The sequence below is a fragment of the Rheinheimera sp. SA_1 genome (assembly GCF_001669775.1).
Lineage (GTDB): Bacteria > Pseudomonadota > Gammaproteobacteria > Enterobacterales > Alteromonadaceae > Pararheinheimera.
This window is the reverse complement of record NZ_LXWK01000011.1, coordinates 895,272-917,735: the sequence shown is the minus strand read 5'-3', so window position 1 is coordinate 917,735 and position 22,464 is coordinate 895,272. Positions and strand designations below refer to the sequence as shown.

Genomic DNA, 22,464 nt, shown 5'->3' with positions numbered 1-22,464 from the left:
AGTGCATTGCATTTTTGTTTGTATGCTGGGGAAACCGATTTTTATTTTTAAGTGCCAGGAGTATGCCGATGTCGGCCAGTCGTTTATTAATCAATCCAACATCTAAGGTCAACACAACTACCAGCAAAGTAATGCTGGCGACTCCGCCATTATTTCTCGGCATCGACGGTGGTGGCAGCAATTGCCGCGCCTGGCTGCAAAATGCCGCAGGTGAGTTGTTGGGGCAAGGGCAGGCCGGCGCTGCCAATCCGGTCAATGGTTATCAACAAGCTTTGGATGCGATTGTGTTAGCCGCCGAGCAAGCGCTGATTGCCGCCGGGTTAGCGCCAACATTGCTCTCGCAACTGGTGGTCGGGGCGGGTTTGGCGGGGTTGCATCTGCCGTCAATGCAGCAAAAGTTGGCGACCTGGCAACATCCGTTTGCGCGCTTGTATCTGACCACAGATTTGGATATTGCCGCTTTAGGCGCTTATGGCGAAGCCGATGGCGCGGTGATTATTCTCGGCACCGGGTTTAGTGCATTGGGCTCAGTCGCTGGCGAAAAACTGGCGATTGGTGGTTTTGGTTTTCCGATCAACTGCACCGGTTCGGGCTCAGGCCTGGGATTGGAGGCGGTCAAACTGGCGTTATTGGCCGCCGATGGTTTGGCAGAAACCAGTTTACTGACCGAGGCGGTTTTTCACGGCCGCAGCCAGCAACAACTGGCTGAAGTGATGCTAAAGGCAACACCTGGTCAATATGCACAGCTGGCGCCGCTGGTGTTTCAGTGTGCTGAACAAGGCGACGCGCAAGCCTTACATTTGATTAGCCAGGCGGCTGCTTTTATCGAAAAAGTCAGTCAGCGCTTTTTAGATGCCGGTGTTTTGCAAATCACCATGGTCGGTGGCATCGCACCACGGTTATTGCCGTATTTACCCAGCGCTTTACAGCAAAAAATCCAGTATCAGCAAGCCGCACCCGGTCTTGGCGCGCTCAGTTTCGCGAAAACCCAATGGCATCAAGAAAAGCAGGAAAGCATCCGATGAGTAACAGACGTGATTTTTTGAAGTTATCAGCCATCGGCGGGATGATTTCCGCGCTGCTGCTCAGTCAGAAAACCCTTGCGGCCACAACGGCCGGTGGTAAATCGGCGGTACCTGGCAAAACGCCAATGCCTAAACAACCAATAGTCGTCTCCACCTGGGAACACGGTATGCCGGCCAATGCTGCAGCCTGGCAGATCTTAAGTAGCGGCGGCACCGCGCTGGATGCGGTTGAGCAGGGCGTACGGGTGCCGGAAGCGGATCCGAATGTCAGAACTGTTGGCCTGGGCGGTTATCCGGATGCGTCAGGCGAAGTGACGCTGGATGCCTGCATTATGGATCACCAGATGAATTGCGGTGCTGTGGCCTATTTAAAACGGATTAAACATCCGATTTCAGTCGCGCGCAAAGTGATGGAGCAAACCTCCCATGTGATGCTGGTCGGCGAAGGGGCGCAGCAATTTGCCAAAGCTCAGGGTTTTATTGAAGAGAATTTACTAACTGAACAAAGTAAAGCCGACTGGCAGCAGTGGCTAACATCCGGTGCCGCCAAACCGCAAATTAATGTTGAAAACCACGACACTATTGGCATGCTGGCACTCGATAGCCACGGCAATCTGGCAGGTGCCTGTACCACCAGTGGTGCGGCTTACAAGCTGCCGGGACGGGTTGGCGACTCACCAATTATTGGTGCCGGATTGTATGTCGACAACGAAGTCGGTGCCGCCACAGCCACCGGCCAAGGCGAGCTGATGATGAAAACTGTCGGCTGTCATTTGGTGGTTGAGCTGATGCGGCAGGGTTTAAGCCCCAAAGAAGCTTGCCGCAAAGCGGTCGAACGCATTGCCGCCCGCTTGCCGGATTTTGCCAAATTTCAGGTTGGTTTTTTAGCATTGAGTAAAACCGGTGATAGTGGCGCTTTTTGCATCCAGCCTGGTTTTAACTATGCCGTGCAGGCGCAAGGTTCGGCGACCTTATTAGATGCGGATAACCTGTTAAATCAGAGCGCCGGAGCCAAAGCATGAGGTTGCGGTTGCTGACGTTAGCTATCAGCATGCTGGGTTGTTTGCCTTCGGTACAAGCGGCTGCGACACAATCGCCGCAAACGGCTGCGCCGGTGACTGCAGCGCAAGTTCAAATCATCCCTGACCAACCGCCGTTTGCCTTAACGCTGGCGCAGCTCAAACAATGGTCGCCGCAATCTGAATTAGCAGCGGCCGCCAATATTTCGCGCCAACCGCTGGCCCGGCGTTTTGTCGCGCCGTTAATCCCGGAAAACCAACTGCAGGATAGTCGGCAAGATACCCAGGCAAAAGTGCTGTATGCGCCGGATGGCATGAACAATTTTGGCAATTACCTGCAAGCGCAGCCGAAATTTAATCTCTACAATTTCAGCAACTGGGCGCAAATTGACGTGCTGAACTGGTTCGCCGGTACTGCCGATTTAACAGTGCAAATTCCGGCACGGCCTTGGGTCGATACCGCGCATAAAAATGGCGTCAAAGTCATCGGCTCGGTATTTTTGGGCATCGCGCAGTGGGGTGGCAGTCCGGATACCGTCGAAAAGTTATTAGAACAGGATGCCCAGGGCCGGTTTGTGCAGGCGCATCAGCTGGTCGCCATCGCGCAATATTATGGTTTTGACGGGTGGCTGGTGAATCAAGAGACCGATTTAACCGCAGTCAAAGATGCGCAGAATCAGTTAGTCAAAGGGCAGAAAGACGCCAAACGTGGCGCCGAACTAGCTGCAAGGATGTTGGCGTTTATGCAATATCTGACTGCGATTGCGCCGCAAGGTATGGAAATTCATTGGTACGATTCAATGATTGCCGATGGCCGGGTGCGCTGGCAAAACGCGTTAAATGAGAAAAATCAGCAGTATTTACAACAAGGTAAAGTCACGTCAGCTGACGCGATGTTCCTGAATTATTGGTGGAATGCCGCGATGGTGCAGCAGTCTGCTGCCAAAGCGGATGCGTTAGGCCGCTCGCGCTATGAGGTTTATTTTGGTGTGGATTTATGGCCAAGCCGGGATGCCCAACGCGCTTTTAGTGAAAGCAAGTGGCTGGATTGGTTATTTAAACCTGTTACTTCAGCGCGCAGCACGCACCAGCAAAGTAGCGCTTATGGCTCGATTGCGCTGTTTGCGCCTAATGTGAATTTTAATTTCAGCGGTGAGCCGAAGCGACCTGCATTTAGCAATTTTGCTGAAGATGCCAGCGATCACCGCCGCTTTTACCAAACCGAACAACGGTTATTTGCCGGTGATGATCTCAATAGCGCAGTGGTCGACAGCAGCGGTTGGGCTGGTCTAAGCAAATATCTTCCGGCCAAATCTGTGATCAGCAGTTTGCCTTTTGTAACTAGCTTTAATACTGGTCAGGGGCAACATTGGTTTGAAAAAGGCCAAAAGTCCGGTGCAGGCTGGACCGATATCAGCCGTCAGGACATTGCGCCCAGCTGGCAGTTTGCGGTGTTTGGCTCGGCTAAAGTCGCGGTGAATTACGATTTTGACCAAGCCTGGCAAGGTGGCAGCTCGCTGCTGCTTGAAACCTCCACCGCCGGCGATGCCGATATTCCGCTGTATCAGACGCAGTTGCGGTTGGGGGCAAACACTCAGTTACGACTGGTGTTTCAGCCAAAAACCGGCACCGCTCAATCAACCCTTCATCAAGTGCAGCTCTATCTGCAATTCGCCGATGGTCATCGTGAATTATTCCCGCTCACCGGAACAGCTATTGGCAACAGTCAGTGGCAACAGCTTGGCGTGGCTCTGCCACAACTGGCTGGCCGCGAACTGGTCAGGATTGGTCTGCAATGGCCCGCTAACAGCAAACCTAGCTTTCGATTAGGCCAGCTGGAGTTATTGCCATGAGTTTTACAGCATCTTTGCAGCAACTTGCCGGTATCGACATCGAAATTTGCGTCAATTGCGATGATCTATCGACATTAGCGACCCAGGTTCAAGCTGCGAAGGCGGGCTGCGCGACCAGACTAGAACTCTGTGGTGCGATGCACGAACAAGGACTCACCCCAACCGTCGAAGCGGTAAAAATTGCCCGGCAAGCCTGGGGCAATACGCCCGGATTAGTCGCGATGTTAAGGCCACGCGGTGGTGATTTTTATTATCAGGCAGGCGACGTTGCGCTGATGCAACAGCAACTATCGGCACTGGCTGAAGCGGGTGCTGATGCGGTGGTGTTGGGTGTGCTGCGCCAGTCCTCCAATGGACAGATTGAAATCGACTGGCCGTTGTTGCGCATCTTGCTGGCGCAAGCGGCAGATTTGAAATTAACGGTCAATTTCCACCGTGCCTTTGATGTGTTGCCTTTTCCAACCAGGGCAGCTGCACTGCTGCGGTTACAACAGCTTGATGTGCAGCGGGTGCTGACCGCCGGTTGTGCCTGGGATAGCGGCTTGGGTGCGATCGAAGGGCTCCCGCAACTGCAACAGGATTTACAACTAACCGCCAAAGCACAGGCGCCGCAGCTGGTGATTGGTGGCGGCGTCACGCTCACCAATGTCAGCACGCTGCGCAACCAACTCAAACAACTCATGCAACTTACGCCAGGCATCAGCGTGGCCGGATGTTATTCATTTCATTGCTATTCGGCGGTGTTAACCGACGGGCGGATCGACCAGCACAAGGTCGCGGCGCTGGTTGCGACAGCTGCAATACCCCACATTTATCGTTAAGTATGGACCTTATGAACCAAGCTCACAGTGATAGCGCATTTTGCACCCATTCCGTAGCAACAGTCGCCAGCCCGGCAACCCGCCGCCTGGATTTAACCGGCAGCTGGAGTTTTTCAGAGGCCGGTAGCGATGCCTGGCATCCGGCCACAGTACCCGGCTGCAATTTCACCGATCTATTTGCCAATGCGCTGATCCCGGATCCCATGCAAGCCGATCACGAAACGCAGTTGCAGTGGATTGAACAAAAAGATTGGGTCTACCGGCGCGAATTTCAGTTAAGCGCAGCGGAACTACAAAGTCGTGTCTGGCAGTTGGAAGCTTTGGGGCTGGATACTTTCGCCGACATTTACCTAAACGGCCAACTGCTCGCCAGCACCGACAATATGTTTGTTGGTTATCAGCTGGATTGTCAGTCGTTACTGGTTGCTGGCTGCAATCTGCTGCAGATTTATTTCCATTCACCAATTAATAAAGTGAAACCGCTGCAGCTGGCGTCTGGCATGGTGTATCCGGCCGAAAACGATAAATCTGACGACAAGCTCAGTGTCTATGTGCGCAAGGCACCGTGCCATTTTGGCTGGGACTGGGGTCCACGTTTTGTCAGCAGTGGCATTTGGCGGGGCATCGCTTTAGTCGGGCATCAGGCGGTGAAAATTGACGATTTGCAGTTTACCCAGCTTGCTTTAACTCCAGCTGAGGCCAGTCTGCAGTTCGATCTGGATTTTACGGTGCTGACGCCGGGGCAATATCAGCTGCAGCTGCAATGCAGCGTAAGACCCGAACTAAAGCAAACTGTTAGGTTAGAATTCGCCGCTGGCCAGCAGCAATTTCACTGGCAGCTGCAGATGCTGCAACCACAACTGTGGTGGCCAGCCGGGCTTGGTGAAGCGTATTTATATCCGTTTTCGGTGGCGGTGTGTGATGCAAACAGCCAACAGTTGCTGGCAGAACGCTGCTTGCAGATTGGCCTTCGCACAGTAGAAGTCATCAACGAAAACGATGTCGATGGCCAAAGCTTTTACTTTAAGGTCAATGGTTTGCCAGTGTTTATGAAAGGCGCCAACTATATTCCGGCCAGTGCATTTCCGGGCAGTTTAACCGCTGCCGATTATCAGCGTGAGTTTGCGGCAGTCAGCGCGGCCAAGATGAATATGCTGCGGGTCTGGGGTGGTGGTTTTTATCAGGATGAGCAGTTTTACCAACTGGCAGATCAGCATGGCGTGTTGATTTGGCAGGACTTTATGTTTGCCTGTAGTTTATATCCAGGCGACATGGAATTTTTGGCCAATGTCGAACGGGAAGCTCGCTACAATATTAAACGGCTGCGTAATCATGCCTGTATCGCGATGTGGTGCGGTAATAACGAAGTGGATATGGGTATTGCCCGTTGGGATTGGCCGCAGAAATTTGGTTATTCCGAAGCGTTATTCAGCAAGTTAAAACAGGACTATTGTCAGTTATTTGGCCAGTTGCTGCCGGGTTTGGTTAAGCAGCTAGATCCTGCAAGGTTTTATCTGCGCTCATCGCCGATCAGTTTTTGGGAAGACGATGCCGATCATCTCGCTAACCACCATTTTTGGGGCGTCTGGCATGGTGAACAACCCTTTACCGAGTATCAGAAACGTATTCCACGTTTTATGAGTGAATATGGTTTTCAGTCCTTTCCACTGCAAAGTTCGGTCGATAAGTTTTTACCCCAAGCCGAGCAGCGGTTGGAATCGCCGATGTTGACGGTGCATCAGAAACATCCACGCGGCAATAAACTCATTCAAAGTTATCTGGCCGATGAGTATCAACAGCCGAAGGATTTCGAGCAGTTATTGTATTTAAGTCAGGTGCAACAAGCGCTTGGGCTGAAACTCGCCTTTGATGCACACCGCGCGGCGATGCCATTTTGTATGGGGACTTTGTATTGGCAACTGAATGATACCTGGCCGGCCGCTTCCTGGTCTGGCATTGATTATTACGGCAGCTGGAAGGCGCTGCATTATCAGGCGGCGCGTAGTTTCCGGGCGCAAAGTCTGGTTTTTAGTGAACATCTTAGTGAACAACATCAGCAGTTAAGCCTCAAGCTAGTGTCCGATAGTCCGCTTGCGATTGCCGCCACCTTACACCTAAGGTTGTTGGATTTTAGTGGCCAAGTTTTGTTCCAGCAGTCACAGCAAATCAGCGTCGCGCCATTGCAAGTGACCCAAGTCCAGCAGTGGTCACTGGCCGAGCTGACAAAATTAGCCGATGACCGACAACTCGTGCTGCACGCTCAACTGCTGTCCTCTGCCGATGGTCGGGTTTTAACAGACAATCTGCATTTTTTCCGGCCTAATCGGGAACTACAGTTGCAGCAAGCAGCCGCCCAGTTACAGATCAGCGCTGTCGATGGTCTGCTCACAGTGCACTTGCAAAGCCATACCCTGCTGCGGCAAGTGTTACTGGAATTACCGGATCTGGAGGGCAAGGTGCTGAATTTCTCAGATAACTTTATCGATTTGCTGGCAAATGAGCCGGTCGTGGTCACTGCGGTTATTGCAGATTTAACCAGCGCCCAAATACTGGCGCTTGCGTCGCAACTGCGGGTGCGGTCGCTGGTGGATAGCTATCAAAGCACTCTTTATCAAAGTACAGCAGGCAACGGAGCGCCGGTATGAATCTGGTCTGGATTGATCACGCCATTATCCTGCTGTATCTGATTGGCACCTTGTGGCTGGGTTTGTGGATTTCACGGCGGGCCAGTAAAGATCTGAATTCCTATTTTCTCGGTGGCAAAACCATGCCTTGGTGGATGCTCGGGGTGTCCAATGCTTCGGGCATGTTTGATATTGCCGGTACCATGTGGCTGGTCACCGTCTGTTTTGTTTATGGCCTGAAAAGTGCCTGGTTGCCGTGGATTTGGCCGATTTTTAACCAGGTATTTTTGATGGTGTATCTGTCGGCCTGGTTACGCCGCTCCAATGCGATGACCGGCGCCGAATGGCTGCAAACCCGCTTTGGCACCGGCCGTGGCGCCGAACTCTGTCAACTGGTGGTGGTGGTGTTTGCCATCGTCAGCGCCATTGGTTTTATCGCTTATGGTTTTAAAGGTATTGGTAAATTTGCCGCCATTTTCCTGCCATGGGATTTATCGCCAGACACTTATGCGCTGCTTATTTTTGCGGTGACCACTTTGTATGTGGTGAAAGGCGGCATGTACGGCGTGGTGTTTACCGAGTTACTGCAGTTTGTGCTGATGACCATTGCCGCCGTTGCCGTCGGGGTGATTGCGATGCAGCAAGTCAGTCCGGAGCAACTAGCGGCTGCGACGCCAGAGGGTTGGGACAGTTTATGGTTTGGCTGGAACCTCGATTTAAACTGGAGCGGGCTGATTGACTCGGTCAACGACAAAATTGCCAACGATGGGCTGGATTTATTTGGTCTGATGTTGATGATGATGTTGTTCAAAGGCGTGTTATTCAGCATGGCCGGGCCGGTGCCGAACTATGATATGCAACGGATTCTGGCGGCAAAAAGCCCGTCGGAAGCAGCCAAGATGAGTGGTTTGGTCTCGTTGGTGATGTTTATCCCACGCTACATGATGGTGGCAGGTTTTGCCGCTTTGGCGTTGGTGTATATGCAGCCGGAAATTCAGGCAGCGGGTGCTGGGTTTGATTTTGAACAGTTGTTGCCCTACGCCATCGAACGCTTTGTACCGGTTGGGCTGGCAGGCTTGTTAATTGCTGGTTTGCTGGCGGCCTTTATGTCGACGTTTTCGGCATCGTTAAACGCGGCGCCGGCCTATTTTGTCAACGATATCTACAAAAAGTACCTCCGCCCGGAAGGCTCGACCAAAGAATATATCCGCATTAGCCATTTGGTGTCAGTGTTGTTGGTGGTGATTGGTGTGGCGCTTGGGCTGCTGCTGGAATCGATTAACGACATTATGCAGTGGATTTTTGGTGCGCTGTTTGGTGGTTACGCCGCGGCCAATTTACTGAAATGGCACTGGTGGCGCTTTAATGCCTACGGTTATTTCTGGGGTATGTTGTCGGGGCTGATTGCGTCGATGTTATTGCCGTTGTTGTGGCCGGATTTACAGCCGTTGCTGGCGTTTCCCTGGTTATTGCTGGCGGGTCTTGTCGGCTCCATCGCCGGGACTTTATTGACACCTGCCGATGACGAAGCTGTGCTGGTAAGCTTTTACACTCAGGTGCGGCCCTGGGGTTTCTGGGCGCCGATTAAAGCCAAAGCGCTGGCGGCTGATCCTGACTTTTTCCCAGACCAAACACCCGGCCGTGATGCGGTGAATATTGTGGTGGGTACCGGCTGGCAATTGATGTTGGTGGTGCTACCGATTTGTCTGGTGATGCAGCAATGGCAAGGTTTCTGGGCGGCGCTATTGGTGCTACTGGCAACCTCCTGGTTCCTGAAAATCAACTGGCTCGATAAACTCAAGGATTAATCCCATTGAATAGCTCAATTTTCACCGGCTTCAACCGAAGCCGTAGCCGCTGCTTTGGCATTTCGCTCGCATTGACGCTGGTTTTGGGCGGCTGTGCGGCACCGGAAACAGCGTTAAATCCAACGAACTCCAAAGCAATTTCGGCAGCGTCGTCAGCAGCCAGTCCAGCTGCTTTGGATGTGCTGAAATACGTCGATCCTTTTATCGCCACCGGCGGTCATGGACATACGTTTCCGGGCGCTGTGGTGCCTTTTGGTATGGTGCAACTGAGTCCGGACAACCCAAGTAAGGGCTGGGACTGGACCTCGGGTTACCATTATTCTGACAATGTGCTGATTGGCTTTAGCCACACCCACTTATCCGGCACCGGCGTTGGCGATTTATTAGATATTTTGCTGATGCCACTGCAAGGCGATTATGAAGCGCAACAAAAAAACCAGCACAAACGGCCGTTTGCGATATACGACCATGCCGATGAACAAGCCAGCCCGGGTTTTTATCAGCTAAATCTACCAAAACTTAGCGTGAAAGCAGAGCTCAGCGCGACCGAGCGGGTGGGCGTGCATCGCTATAGTTATAGCAACAGTGAAAAGGCCAAACTGCTGCTCGATTTGGGTTATGCCCAGAATTACGACAAGTCAGTAGTGACTATGTTAAAGGTAGAAGATGCCTACACCATCAGCGGTTATCGTATTTCTACCGGTTGGGCTAAATACCAGCCGCTATATTTTGTCGCCACCTTTAACCAGCCGTTTGCCGCGCAGTTGTATCAGGATGGCAAAGCGGTCAAAGGCCAGTTGCTGCAAACCGAAAAAGGCCAGGCAGTGCTCGATTTTGGCGCTTTGCCCGGCCAGTCGCTGGTCGGCAAAGTGGCGCTCTCGTATGTCAGTATTGATGGTGCCAAAGCTAACTTAGCCGCAGAAGTGCCGCATTTTTCGTTTGACCGGGTGAAAGCAGAAGCTGCCCAGCGCTGGGCGACGCAGTTGGGGCGCTTTCAGGTGAACGATCCTGACGAAGTTGCCAAAACCAAGTTCTATACCGCGCTTTATCATAGCTATCTGGCACCGCAGTTATTCAGCGATGTCGATGGCCGCTATTTTGGTGCCGATGGCGCGGTACATCAGCCGATGGTTGATGGCAACCAGAAGCAAATTCCGCGTTATACGTTGTTTTCGCTGTGGGATACCTTCCGGGCTTTGCATCCGCTATTGACCATCACCGATCCTTCGCGTGTTGACCCGATGATGCACTCGTTATTGGGTTTTTATGATGAAACCGGTTTGCTGCCGACCTGGGATCTGATGTCGAACGAAACCGATGTGATGATTGGCTATCATGCGGTGCCGGTGTTGGCGGATGCTTATCTTAAAGGCCTCACCACAGCTACAGCCGGGCGTATTCTGCAGGCGGCCAAAGCGTCGGCGCAGCAGTCCCGCTTTGGCATCGATTTATTCGGCAAATACGGTTTTGTGCCTTCAGATCTGGACGTCGAAGCTGTTTCCAAAACGCTGGAATATGCTTTTGACGACCATGCAATTTCGAAAATAGCCGAAGCGGCCGGGCAGCAGGCCGACGCCGATTATTTCGCGAAACGGGCTTTGTTTTATCGGCAACTGTTTGATGCCAGCACGGGCTTTTTCCGCGGCAAAACCAGCCAAGGCGCATGGGTGAGTCCGTTTAATCCGATTTATGTGGCGCATCGCACCACCGATTACACTGAAGCCAACGCCTGGCAATACACCTTTTTTGTGCCGCACGATGTGCCGGGTTTAATGGCGCTTTATGGAGGCGAAGCGAAGTTCACCGAAAAACTCGATACGCTGTTTAGCATGAGTTCAAAGATGGAGGGGGATGTATCGCCGGATATCACCGGCTTAATCGGCCAGTACGCCCATGGCAACGAACCGGTACATCATGTGCCTTATCTCTATGCTTTTACCGGCAAAAAATGGCAAGGTGAAGCACGGATCAAACAAATCCGCGACAGCATGTATCGCGCCGAGCCAAATGGCCTGGCTGGCAATGACGATTTAGGTCAGATGTCGGCCTGGTATGTGTTTAGCGCTTTGGGTTTTTATCCACTGAACCCGGTTGGTGGCGACTTGGTGCTGGGCACGCCGCAGTTTTCGGATGTCACACTTAAGCTTGATCATGGAAAGTCGCTGCAGATCACCGCTGCAGCGGCGGCACCAGGCGAGTATGTCTCAGCTGTATATTGGAATGGCCAGCGGATTGCAGGGCAGGTGCTGAACTACCAACAGCTGATGCAAGGTGGTACCTTGCACTTTGAGTTTGGGCCTGTAGTTCTGCCTTAAAGCGGATTAACTAGGGGGTCAGAGTCAATTGTTAACAGAAGTCTGTTAACAATTGACTCTGACCCCACGAATAACAAACGTTCCTATATTGGGTTTAATCGATAACCATGAAACTAATCCTCGTCATTCTATCTTTGTTAGCGATGCCATTGCTGGCAGAAGCCAGCACGCAGCCAGCCGCTATGCTAAAAGTGATGAGCTACAACATTCGTTGTGGTTTATGTGAAGCTGAAGGCACGCCGCAATACTGGCCAGAACGTAAATTCCTGCTGGCGCATTTAATTCAAACCCAACAACCGGATCTGATCGGCCTGCAGGAAGCCGAGTTATTTCAGGTGGCTGATTTAGTGGCGATGTTGCCGCAATATCAGTGGTTTGGCGAAGGCAGGGACGATGGTAAGACCAAAGGTGAAAGTACCGCAGTGTTGTATCGCAAAGACAGATTGCAGCTGCTGTCAGCAAAAACTTTATGGTTATCTGAAACCCCGCTGCAAGTATCCCGCGGCTGGGACGCGCATCTTAACCGTACTTTTACCAAAACCCAGTTTAAACACCTAGCCTCCGGCCAGAGCTTTTATTTTATCAATACCCATTTTGACCATCAGGGCGCGAAGGCACAGCTGCAAAGTGCCTTATTGCTGAAAACTGAAGTGGAACAATTACCTGCTAATAGCAAAGTGGTATTAACCGGCGATTTTAATACCAAACCCGGCAGCGCACCTTATCTGGCATTGAGTAAAGCAATGCTCGACAGTGCTTTGGTCGCCAAAGAAAAGCTGTCGAAAGATAGCGGCACCTTTAATGGTTTTGGCCGTGATCCTTTGAACCCAAGCCAAACCATCGACTTTATTTTTGTCAGTAAAAATCTACCTGTGCAAAGTTATCAGGTGGATAACAGACGGTATAACGGTCTTTATCCATCGGATCATGAAGCTGTGGTGGCTGTAATTGAATTGCAGTTGCCATCGAAGTGAAGTGACACAACCCGCCATCTTTAAAGGCGGCCAACCGTAATTTTTCTTGCAAAAGTTGCTGCTTGTTAAAGCAGCAGCTAAATTTTTCTGCAGAGTAAAATTGACGATGCAGGCCACAGATGATTTGGTTAGAAGCCGCGATGGCATTTTGTGTGGTGATGATGGTGTTATCGACCATGGTCACGGTGCTGGTGGAGAGTTTTTACCATCGGCTGTTCAAGTTACGTCAGCGTGGCATGCGCCAACTGGTAGCGGCTTTATATACCGATGTTATCGCACCTCGCTTGCAGCTGGAAACCCGAGCCGCCACAGGCTTTACCAAAAAAATCACCACTTTAAGGTACATGCCGTTCGATAAGCAGCTGACCGGCTTTAGCGGCTGGTTTCGCAAACACTGGCATCGGGTGATTGTCGGCCGTGAAGTACAAAGCCTGACCGCGCTTGAATTTATCGCCAGGTTTGCCGACACCGAAGCTGGGCGCGCGCTGGCTGCGACCGCGCAGCAACTTGGTGCGCAAGTGGCGCCGCAGTATCTGACCGATTTCCTTGATGATGTTTCAGAAAAATTCGCCGATTATGGCAACAGCACCCGTGAGTATTTTGCCAAAAGAGCGCAGATGGTGTCGGTGTTGTTATCCATTGTGCTGGTGTTGGCGCTGAATCTAAACGTGGTGGATGTATTTAGTACCGTGCTACGGGACGACAAAGTGCGGCAACAGTTGCTGGCGCAAAGCGAGCTGGTCAGTCTGACCATGCAACGACAGCAACAGGCAACTGATGCCGCGGTGCAACAGTTTGCTGCAGCAACACCTGGTGCGGCACCAGATCTGACACCAACTGCGACAAAAACTGCAGCCCCACCCCAGCTCAGCCCGGAAAAGTCCGCCGCCGAATTACAGGCCAGCATGCAGCAATCACTGAAGCTTTTACAAAATGCCGCCATTCCGATGGGCGCACCCTGGCCAGATAAATTTCCTGAATTACTGGAACGGATGGCGCTGGTGATTTTCTCCGGCTTGCTCGTCGGCCTCGGCGGGCCATTCTGGTTTGATACCTTTCGCAAACTGTCGTCAATTGCCGGGGTGCTCCGCGCTTTACCGCAGGCAGCCGCCGAAGTGCAACCGCTGGAAGTGGTCAGCACTATGACGCCATTGCAGGTTTTTCAAAAAGCGTTAAAAGTACAACAACTGGCGCAGCCACAGAGTTATGCAGCGCAGCAACTAACTGAATCCGCAGGCACTTCAGTATCACCCCATGCAGCCGGAAGCTAAATCATCACCGATGGGGTCCCGTCAGAACTTTGCAGACGAACTTGCAGCAGTGCCAGATGTTGTTGCTGATCAGCATTTAGATGTTGCTGTGCAATCACCTGGCATAACTGCCGGGCTCGCTGCAGCAAACCCGCTCTGTAACACACATCAACATAATGGAATAACATGCGTTGTTGTTCAGTGTCGAGGCGCGGGTTATTACTAAAATAACGCCGGAAGTAATCTGCGGCCATTTTCCGACACCAAATGGCGGCAGCTTCGTTGGCCAGTTCATCACAAACCCAGGCTGCCGCTAAGGCGCTGTAAGCCGCAACACTCAACTGCTGGCTGGCTAGATCCAAAATCGCTTTGCATAAAAACACCCGCGCCAGTGTGGGTAAACTTTCGTCGGACCATTGCAGTTGATACGGAATACTATGCACCAGTGCCCGAATGTCGTCCGAGCAAGCATTATTCAAATCGGCAGTGGCAAAGCCGCATTTTTCACAGTAGTGAATGGATAAAAGAAAACCATAGCCGGTAGGCGCACAGACATCATTTTCCAGATTAATGCCCAGGCTCAGATCCGCCGGGCTGTCGCTGCCAATGGTTCTGGCCGTTTTCATCGGTTGCTGGCAAACGCCACATTCTAAAATCAAGACCGGTGCCGGACTGTCGATGTTTACTATCACCATGTTAACACTGCTAACATCAAGTGGTTTTTTTATGGTGATGTCTGCGACCAGTTGCGGGTCATTGCATTCCTGCATCTTGTTTGTCCTTGATTCGGTGTACATTTACCGATAAATCCCTGGTCAAACCCAGTGCATACAGTTTATAAATAGCATTAACACCTGTATGTAAAAAAGCGACAGGAACTAGTTTTTTTCCGACATGTTCTCGCTTGAATCAGCCAAACCTGGAGATTGTCGTTGATACACAAGGATGTCAGAGTCAACCGAGAGCTGTTTGCGCGTTGAGTTGATGCAGGATTTTTGAAGACATGCGAGGTAAAAGCTTCAGATTACATTGAAATTTAGCGAAAACTAGAAATGCTTTGATGATATTTCAGTTATAGGCATAGTAGTAAATCGTCAAATAAGTCATATCTTTAACAGGATTCATGGATGACCACAGCACCCACATCAAATCAGAGTCAATCGAAGGCATTTACAGCAGCTTGCGATTTGATTCACTTAGCAGTAGAACACAAAGCGACTGAATTGGATTTATCCGGACTCGAATTGCGCGTATTGCCAACCGAGTTGTACTTACTTAGCAGCCAACTTACGTCTTTAGATTTGTCTGGGTGCAAGTTACTGACCAACTTGTCGGGCATTGAACAGCTGACGGCATTAACCAAGCTTGATGTAAGTTTTTGTGAAGCGCTGGCCAGCCTGGCGGGCATTGAACAGCTGACAGCATTAACCAAGCTTGATGCAAGTTTTTGTAAAGCGCTGACCAGCCTGGAGGGCATTGGACAACTGACGGCATTAACCGAGCTTGAGGTGAGTTGGTGTGAAGCGCTGACCAGATTGGCAGGCATTGAACATCTGAAGGCATTAGCCGAGCTTAATGTGAGTGGGTGTGAAGCATTGACCAGCCTGGCCGGCATTGAACAGCTGACTGCATTAACCAAGCTTGATGTGAGTTGGTGTCAATCATTAACCAGCCTAGTGGGAATTGAGCAGCTGAAAGCATTGACCAAGCTTGATGTGAGTGGGTGTATAGCACTGAAGAGCTTGGCGGGCATTGGCCATCTGACGGCATTGTCTAAGCTTGATGTGCGTATGTGTGACGCACTGACGAGCTTGGCGGGCATTGAACATCTGGCGGTTCTAACTATGCTTGATGTGAGTGGGTGTACAGCATTGACCAGCCTTGCGGGCATTGAACAGCTGACGGCATTAACTAAGCTTAATGTGAGTGTGTGTGAAGCCCTGACCAGCCTGGCTGGCATTGAAAGACTGTCGGCAGTAACCGAGCTTAATGTGAGTAGGTGTGAAGCATTGACTGATCTAGCGGGCATTGGACAGCTGACGGCATTAACCAAGCTTGATGTGAGTTGGTGTGAAGCACTGGCCAGCCTTGTAGGCATTGAACAGCTAACTGCATTAACCGAGCTTAATGTGAGTGGGTATAAAACCCTTACCCGCCTGGTGGACTTTGGGCGATTGACTGCATTGACCAAGCTTAATGTGAGCGAGTGTGAGTCTTTGAAAAGCCTGGCGGGCATCGAAACGCTGACAGCATTAGTTTCTCTGAAAGTGAGTAAATGTCGCTTTCTTAGCAGTCTCACAGGCATCGAGCAATTGCTGAATTTGAGGTATTTAGATGCACGCCTGACATCAATCAACGATATAGAACCTTTAAAGCAGTTATGCGAGGTCTCAACAAAGCTCAAAACTGTATATTTAAGAAAAACGCCATTAGAGAACACTTATAATTTTCAATTTGCCGCAAACGAAAATAACTTGCCTGCTTTAAAATCTTTCTTTTACCAGCAAGGCACGACCCCAGTCACTATTTTACTGCCGGTAAAAGTATTATTGCTTGGGAATCATGCTGTTGGTAAAAGCACCCTAGCCACTCTGCTAGACAAGGATATTCATTATTCAGGCAGTACCCATATATTACAGGTACACCGTTATGGCTCAATTCATCAGCCTGCCAGTGTGCTAAAAGCTCTCAACTTACCGGCAGCTATGTTGTATGACTTCGGTGGACAAGACTACTATCATGGCATCTATCGGATATTTATGGGGCAAAACTCTATTCGCTGTCTGCTTTGGAAAAAAGCATCGGATTCAAACCACTATGCGGACGACCTTGATCAACAGCCTAATTTGTATTTTGATCGGCAATACTGGCTTGGTTGTTTACAACACTTTGACAGAAACAATAAAGTTGGTGCAACTACCGACGATTCGCCACGCAACCCTCTGTTATTACTGCAAACTCATGTTGATGATGGCGTCTATGAACCCACACAATTTACTCAAGCACGTGTCGACGATTTAAGTAAAGCGGCAAATCAAGTAACGCGACAAGTTTTTTGGCAGCATCATTTTTCTTTATGTGAGCCGAATCTGGAAGCTGACACCAGTAATGTGCAAGTTTCACGTGGGCTGCAAAACCCGCTATTTGATGCCGCGTTTATCAATTTTAAAGCGCAGCTGGATTATCTGATACGGCAACAACAAATTGAGATAGCGCAAGCAGCTTGGTATGGTAAGTTTTTACAGCTTGTCTTACGCTCTCACAATACCCAACTTTTTGTCACTACACCAACGGCTGAGTTGTTACCCAAATATAAAGCTCCAGGAGATCCAGACCCAGAACATTCGAAGTTAGAAGCTGCATTAACCCAGTTACACCGGCAAGGCTTAGTGTTGTATTACCCGCAAATCGTGGCTAATCAGGTTTGGCTTAACCCAATGGCCTTTGCTAAGCATGTGCATGAAAAGGTGCTGGGTAAAAAACTAGTCACTGAGTTGAAAGGGCAAATTCCACAGCGGAGATTTGAACAACAGCGTATTGACCCAGAAATCCTAAAAATCTTACAACAGGAAAAAGTTGTTTTTTTGCATCAGTTCGGCGGCGCTGATGGCAATGAACCCGAGTATATAGTGCCCAATTACTTGCCCCTGACCAATCCAAACAGTGCCGATTATCAGCTGTATACCTTTGCATTGGCGGCGCAGCCTGCGCTTACCTTATGGTTTGAACAGTATTTGCCATTAGGGCTGATTAACCAGCTGATTTGTCATTTTGGTCAATTGCCCGACCATAAAAAATTCTGGCGGGATCAGATCTTATTTACACTGGATAAGCAAAGCAATTCCGTTGGCAGTTTGGTCCTCATTAAACTCGAGTTTGCGCCAAAACTTCAGTTAAAAATCTACTTGCAAAACAGTGATCAGCAGCAGAAACCACACCATATTGGCTATTTGTATTATGTACTTATGGCGTTATATCACGACGCAACACAGCTAGAATCCGTTGATGAATACAAACGATCTTTGGAGGCTTTCAGAAAAAATGGCCGGGTCGACGAAAACCACAAAGTGCCGACTGCTAAGCTAAAAAATGGACAAGTTGATATCTTTGAGCTTGATAAAGATAGCGACTCAGAGCTATATGCCGAACAGCAAGAGAGGGTTGCAGCCTTAAGTGAGTTGTATAAAAAAATCTATCAGGCACCACCTGCAGATTTGCGGTTGTCGGTGGGCGGGAGCTGTTTTGTTTGGGCAACACAGCTGACGAAGTTAGAGCAGAAAACCATGTTGAGCGCAGTCGATGTCAATGCTGACAAACCTTCCGACACGCTGGTGGAAGCCTCGTTGTTTGCCCCATTTATGTTGCAAACACCGAAAAAACGCTTAAAGGTGTTTGTGTCTTATGCACATGAGGATCTAGCTTACCGTCAAAAGTTGCAGCAATGTTTAAACCCCTTGATCAGAGAAAACAAAATAGAGCTATGGCATGACAGTATGATCGATGCGGGCTCGTGTTGGGATCAGGAAATAAAACGCAAACTTGAAGCAGCAGATGTCGCTATTGTTTTAATCAGCTCGTCATTGTTGGCCTCCAATTATGTAAACAACGAAGAAATGCCCGCGTTGCTGGCACGGCACAAAAGTAATTTGGTAGATATGGTTCCGGTGTTGCTGGAGGCCTGTATGTATGAGTGTTGGCAAGCAAATCATCTGCAGTTTTTACCTGTTTGCGGGCGCAGTGAAGATTTCCAAACCACTCAGCAAGGTGCCAGCGCGGGCTTGTTACCAATTGAGGAGTGGCAATTTCCGGCACAAGCATGGAAACAACTTGGCGAAGCAATACAAGCGCGGTGTGATAGAAGCTGATTCGATAGCAGGCCACAACAAACATTCACAACTAACAATAAAATCAACAGGTTCCAAGGATGACAACAACAGCTTTTCAACACCCCGGCGCTTATCAAGAAGCTAAACGCTTGATCAATGAGGCCTTAATCACAGGGGCCTGCCATTTGGATTTAAGTGAATTGCGGCTACGTTATTTACCAGAGGAGCTGGCGCAACTGGCGGGGCAGTTGACCAGTTTGGATTTGAGTAATTGTAATGCGCTTACTAGCTTGTTTGGTATCGAATGGCTCACCTCCTTAGCCTCGTTAAAATTGAGATGGTGCACAGCTCTAACCAATTTGGAGGGTATCGAGAGGCTTGCGGAATTAACTGAGCTTGATCTGAGTTGGTGTTTAACATTAACTCACATATCTGAGCTTGAAAAGCTGTCATCTTTGCGCATGTTAGATGTGCATGGATGTGAGGCACTGACTGGTGTCCTAAAAATTGATCATCTTACGGCCTTAATCTCGCTGAATGTGAGTGATTGTGCGGTGCTAGTTAACCTTGCCGGTATTGAAAAGCTGACCGCGTTAGTTTCGTTAAATTTAGACGGACGTCTAGCGCTGGCAAACCTTGCTGGTATCAGGCTGCTACCGAAGTTACGTTGCATAACACTGCAAGGGAGCGCAGAACTTACTAGCATTGCCGGTATTGAACAGCTTTCTTTATTGACGTCGTTGAAAGTGTTTGACTGCGAAACCCTTACTAGCCTATCCGGTATTTTTCAGTTAAAAGCTTTAACCTCTTTAACTTTAAATAATTGCAGTGCACTGTTGAGCTTTGCTGGTATTGAACAACTCCAAGCCTTAAAGTCGTTGTCTATAACTGGATGTGAATCTTTGGCTAATTTAGCGGACTTTGGACAATTGTCTGCATTAACTGAGCTTGAAGTAACTGGGAGCGACTCACTAACGAGTCTTGCTGGTATTGAGAGACTAAGGTCATTGACTGCGTTAAATTTGGATTGGTGCCGTTCGCTTACCTGCATTGAGGGAATTGAACAGCTCAAATCCCTAACCATATTGGAGATGGAGAGGTGTGGCGCACTGACTAGCCTTTCAGGTATTGAACAGCTTGCAGCCTTAACTAAGCTGGATGTAGGTTGGTGTAAATCGCTGACAAGCCTATCAGTCATTAACGAGCTGACCATGTTAACTGAACTCCGCGTTAGCGGATGCCAGGCGTTGACTAGCATCACTGCCTTTGAAAAACTGGCTGCCCTGACGAGGCTGGATATTCGACAGTGTAACGCGCTGACGAGCCTTTCTGGCATTGAAAAGTTATCGTCATTAACTTCGTTGGATCTGAGTGGCAACGAAGCGCTGATGAGCCTTGCTGGAATTGAGAATTTATCGAAATTAACTTCGTTGGAATTGAATGGAAACGAAGCGCTGACGAGCCTTTCTGAAATTGAGAAGTTATCGACATTAACTTCGTTAGATCTGAGCGATAACGCAGTGCTGACAAGCCTTTCTGGAATTGAGAAGTTAACGTCATTAACTTGGTTGAATCTCAGTCGCAACGAAGCGCTGACTGACCTGTCGGGCATAGAACAACTGACTGGCTTAAGATGGCTACTCTTAGGTGGGGTAAACCTGACTTTGCCAATCCAATTAGCTGAGCTGCTAATGTTAAGTGTGGCGCGCTTGCGAGTTCATGCTTTCGGTGGGCTCGCCATTGAACATGTTCCACCTGAACTCACTCGCAATTTTAATCAGACCGCCTTTGAAGATTGGTTGCATGCCTGTCAAACCCAAGGATTTGCACCTGCCCGACAACTGAAAGTGATGTTGCTGGGTAACGGTCGCATTGGTAAAACTCAGCTAGCACGGCGTTTACGGGGCGAAGGCTTTGATGAAAGCGTGCACAGTACGCACGGTATCCAGCTGCATAGTGTCAGCTGGCAGCAATTATTTCAGGATAAACTGGCTGTAGAGCCGAGTGACGCCGACTTACAGCTGCATTGCTGGGATTTTGGTGGTCAGGATGTGTATTTAGGAACTCATAGTCTGTTTTTAGATGAACAGGCCGTTTATTTACTGTTGTGGCACCCGGACAGTGAAAACACTAAATTTGTCGATTGCGAAGCGTTAAAAATTCGCAACCGGCCACTGAGCTACTGGCTGGCTTATCTGAAATCTCTGGTCGGCGACAAGGCTAATATTCTTGTTTGCCAAAGCCAGTGCGACAGCCCAGATCAGCATTGCAATGCACAGGTCCCGAACCCGCCACCTTTTAAAGCACTGCGTCAGCTGGATATCAGCAGTAAAAGCCCCGATGGCCTCGAGCAATTTTACCCGGCATTTAAACATGCACTCAAACAACAACTCAACAGCAACAATGATATCTGGCTGCCGAGCAGTTGGCTGGCGGTGGAACACGAGATTCGCCAGCGGATCACGTTACAGCCGTCACTCAAACAACTGCCGTTTGCAGAATTTGTCTCCTTATGTGAACAGCATCAGGTGGCAGCGTCTGCCACGCTAGCCAATTACCTGCACCAAAGCGGCGTGTTGTTTTTCCGCGATGGTCATTTTAATAACCAGCTGATTTTGGACCAACAATGGGCGTTGCAAGGCGTGTATTTATTACTGGAGCGGGAGCAGGTGTTGCCTGAGTTGAAAGATAATAACGGCAAGTTCAGTAAAAACACCTTACAACGCTGGGTTCGGCAACAACAGTTAAACATTGCAGATTTACCGCTGTATTTAGAGATGATGCAGCAGTGCGGCGCTTGTTTTGAGGTGAGTGATAGCACCTACATAGCGCCGGATAATTTACCGGAGTTTGATGAAGCGCGGGCGGCGCAAATCTGGCACCACAGCACTGCCGATATTGAAATAAAGCTGAGTTATACCTTTTTGCATGACGCGACCATGCGATATTTGCTGAGCAAAATTGGTGCGATTGCCAAACAGCACGCTTATTACTGGCGCTATGGCTGCTGCTTTTATCAGCAAAGGCATCAGTGCAAAGTCTGGTTTGACTGTGCATTATTGCCACAAACGGCTGAGCATCAACAAAACTACAGCCAACCAGGCGAAATTACCTTAAGGTTAGCGGGCCAGAACGCTGTTGACCTGGCCGAACATTTAGTGGATTCGATCACGGAGGCAAGCCATCTGGGCCAGCTTCCTGTCGTACATTGGCTAACAGGCCAGCCAACAAATCAGCGGGATGAACAGCAGGATCGAAAGCCTGCAGAGCCATTCGCCCAGTTAGGCCCCGCCGCACCACCACCTGCAACGCCGGCGATTTATTTTTCGTATGCTTGGGGTGATGAACGCGACAGCAGGCAACTCGCCAGTAACACTCTTTATCGTAGTTTGTCTGATACCTATGGCGAAGGTAATGTATACCGGGATCAGCAGAAGATGCGGCCCGGCGACAGTATTGCCGCTTTTGAACGGGAGATTGCCCGCGGTCATTTTGTGCTGTTGGTGCTCAGTCAGAAGTATCTGTTTGACTCGTTGCATTGCATGAAAGAGCTGGCGTTACTTTACGAATCCGTCCAACGCCAACAGCTTGCGTTTTGCGACAAGGTTATTCCCGTCGTTTTAGCTGACGTTCAAATTGATAAACCAGTCGACCGGTTAAAAATTGTCAGACATTGGCAACAAAAGCGAGCTGAACTAGATGAGTTAATTACCGAAGTCGGTGCTGAAGCGGCTGGGAAAAGCTCTGTCGATGAATTAGAACATTTACGTGCAATTGAAAATAGCTGTGCCAACGCTTTGGCATGGATCAGCGATTTAGTCAGCGAACGTCAAGCCAAGTTACAAGTAGAAGCTACCCTGCAGTTAGTTACGAGAAAAGTTGCAGACTCGCTTAAACAACACTAAACATATTGTTGCCCGTTGACACGACGGGCTTTGCGCAGGCACCA

Annotated in this window: 12 protein-coding genes; 11 read left to right on the top strand and 1 reads right to left on the bottom strand. The window is 49.8% G+C overall.

Going from position 1 to position 22,464, the window contains the following annotated elements:
* The first annotated feature begins 68 nt into the window (after positions 1-68).
* The 9 genes from A5320_RS04970 to A5320_RS04930 all read left to right on the top strand — a co-directional run bounded on the left by A5320_RS04970 (position 69) and on the right by A5320_RS04930 (position 13,710).
* A complete protein-coding gene (locus A5320_RS04970) occupies positions 69-1,025 on the top strand; it encodes a BadF/BadG/BcrA/BcrD ATPase family protein (protein ID WP_197489978.1) in 957 nt (318 codons plus the stop codon).
* Entirely contained in the window at positions 1,022-2,047 is a 1,026-nt protein-coding gene (locus tag A5320_RS04965) for a N(4)-(beta-N-acetylglucosaminyl)-L-asparaginase (RefSeq protein ID WP_068061718.1), read from the top strand. Before A5320_RS04970 ends, A5320_RS04965 begins: the two co-directional genes overlap by 4 nt.
* Positions 2,044-3,897, top strand: coding sequence for an endo-beta-N-acetylglucosaminidase (locus A5320_RS04960; RefSeq protein ID WP_068061715.1), 1,854 nt, complete (start codon positions 2,044-2,046; stop codon positions 3,895-3,897). The genes A5320_RS04965 and A5320_RS04960 overlap by 4 nt, the downstream gene beginning before the upstream one ends.
* Positions 3,894-4,718 (top strand): copper homeostasis protein CutC, encoded by an 825-nt coding sequence (locus A5320_RS04955; RefSeq protein WP_068061712.1) that lies wholly within the window; start codon positions 3,894-3,896, stop codon positions 4,716-4,718. Before A5320_RS04960 ends, A5320_RS04955 begins: the two co-directional genes overlap by 4 nt.
* Before the next feature lie 11 nt (positions 4,719-4,729).
* Complete coding sequence (locus tag A5320_RS04950) at positions 4,730-7,363, top strand: beta-mannosidase (protein WP_157605641.1); 2,634 nt, start codon at positions 4,730-4,732, stop codon at positions 7,361-7,363.
* Positions 7,360-9,150 carry a sodium:solute symporter family protein gene (locus A5320_RS04945; protein ID WP_068061710.1) on the top strand — a complete coding sequence of 597 codons (1,791 nt, stop codon included), beginning with the start codon at positions 7,360-7,362 and terminating at the stop codon, positions 9,148-9,150. The genes A5320_RS04950 and A5320_RS04945 overlap by 4 nt, the downstream gene beginning before the upstream one ends.
* 5 nt (positions 9,151-9,155) lie before the next feature.
* The gene (locus A5320_RS04940; protein ID WP_197489977.1) at positions 9,156-11,465 is read left to right on the top strand and encodes a GH92 family glycosyl hydrolase; all 2,310 of its coding nucleotides are present in this window, start codon (positions 9,156-9,158) and stop codon (positions 11,463-11,465) included.
* A 107-nt stretch (positions 11,466-11,572) separates the two neighbouring features.
* Positions 11,573-12,439 (top strand): endonuclease/exonuclease/phosphatase family protein, encoded by an 867-nt coding sequence (locus A5320_RS04935; RefSeq protein ID WP_068061707.1) that lies wholly within the window; start codon positions 11,573-11,575, stop codon positions 12,437-12,439.
* Positions 12,440-12,558: 119 nt separating this feature from the next.
* Positions 12,559-13,710 (top strand): hypothetical protein, encoded by a 1,152-nt coding sequence (locus A5320_RS04930; RefSeq protein WP_068061703.1) that lies wholly within the window; start codon positions 12,559-12,561, stop codon positions 13,708-13,710.
* Here A5320_RS04930 and A5320_RS04925 read toward each other — a convergent pair.
* Positions 13,707-14,459: a hypothetical protein gene (locus tag A5320_RS04925; RefSeq protein WP_068061701.1), complete on the bottom strand. Its 753-nt coding sequence runs from the start codon at positions 14,457-14,459 to the stop codon at positions 13,707-13,709. The two genes, A5320_RS04930 and A5320_RS04925, sit on opposite strands and share 4 nt — an antisense overlap.
* Positions 14,460-14,816: 357 nt before the next feature.
* Between A5320_RS04925 and A5320_RS04920 the strand changes: the two genes are divergently transcribed.
* Positions 14,817-18,554, top strand: coding sequence for a TIR domain-containing protein (locus tag A5320_RS04920; protein ID WP_068061698.1), 3,738 nt, complete (start codon positions 14,817-14,819; stop codon positions 18,552-18,554).
* 1,172 nt (positions 18,555-19,726) lie between these two features.
* Positions 19,727-22,420, top strand: coding sequence for a COR domain-containing protein (locus A5320_RS04915; RefSeq protein WP_197489976.1), 2,694 nt, complete (start codon positions 19,727-19,729; stop codon positions 22,418-22,420).
* Positions 22,421-22,464 lie beyond the last annotated feature (44 nt).

What these genes read in the sequence shown, in the direction of transcription:
- A5320_RS04950 (WP_157605641.1), top strand. Translation starts at nt 4,730, where the DNA reads ATGAACCAAGCTCACAGTGATAGCGCATTTTGCACCCATTCCGTAGCA.
- A5320_RS04965 (WP_068061718.1), top strand. Translation starts at nt 1,022, where the DNA reads ATGAGTAACAGACGTGATTTTTTGAAGTTATCAGCCATCGGCGGGATG.
- A5320_RS04935 (WP_068061707.1), top strand. Translation starts at nt 11,573, where the DNA reads ATGAAACTAATCCTCGTCATTCTATCTTTGTTAGCGATGCCATTGCTG.
- A5320_RS04930 (WP_068061703.1), top strand. Translation starts at nt 12,559, where the DNA reads ATGATTTGGTTAGAAGCCGCGATGGCATTTTGTGTGGTGATGATGGTG.
- A5320_RS04945 (WP_068061710.1), top strand. Translation starts at nt 7,360, where the DNA reads ATGAATCTGGTCTGGATTGATCACGCCATTATCCTGCTGTATCTGATT.
- A5320_RS04920 (WP_068061698.1), top strand. Translation starts at nt 14,817, where the DNA reads ATGACCACAGCACCCACATCAAATCAGAGTCAATCGAAGGCATTTACA.
- A5320_RS04955 (WP_068061712.1), top strand. Translation starts at nt 3,894, where the DNA reads ATGAGTTTTACAGCATCTTTGCAGCAACTTGCCGGTATCGACATCGAA.
- A5320_RS04925 (WP_068061701.1), bottom strand. Translation starts at nt 14,459, where the DNA reads ATGCAGGAATGCAATGACCCGCAACTGGTCGCAGACATCACCATAAAA.
- A5320_RS04915 (WP_197489976.1), top strand. Translation starts at nt 19,727, where the DNA reads ATGTTAACTGAACTCCGCGTTAGCGGATGCCAGGCGTTGACTAGCATC.
- A5320_RS04970 (WP_197489978.1), top strand. Translation starts at nt 69, where the DNA reads ATGTCGGCCAGTCGTTTATTAATCAATCCAACATCTAAGGTCAACACA.
- A5320_RS04960 (WP_068061715.1), top strand. Translation starts at nt 2,044, where the DNA reads ATGAGGTTGCGGTTGCTGACGTTAGCTATCAGCATGCTGGGTTGTTTG.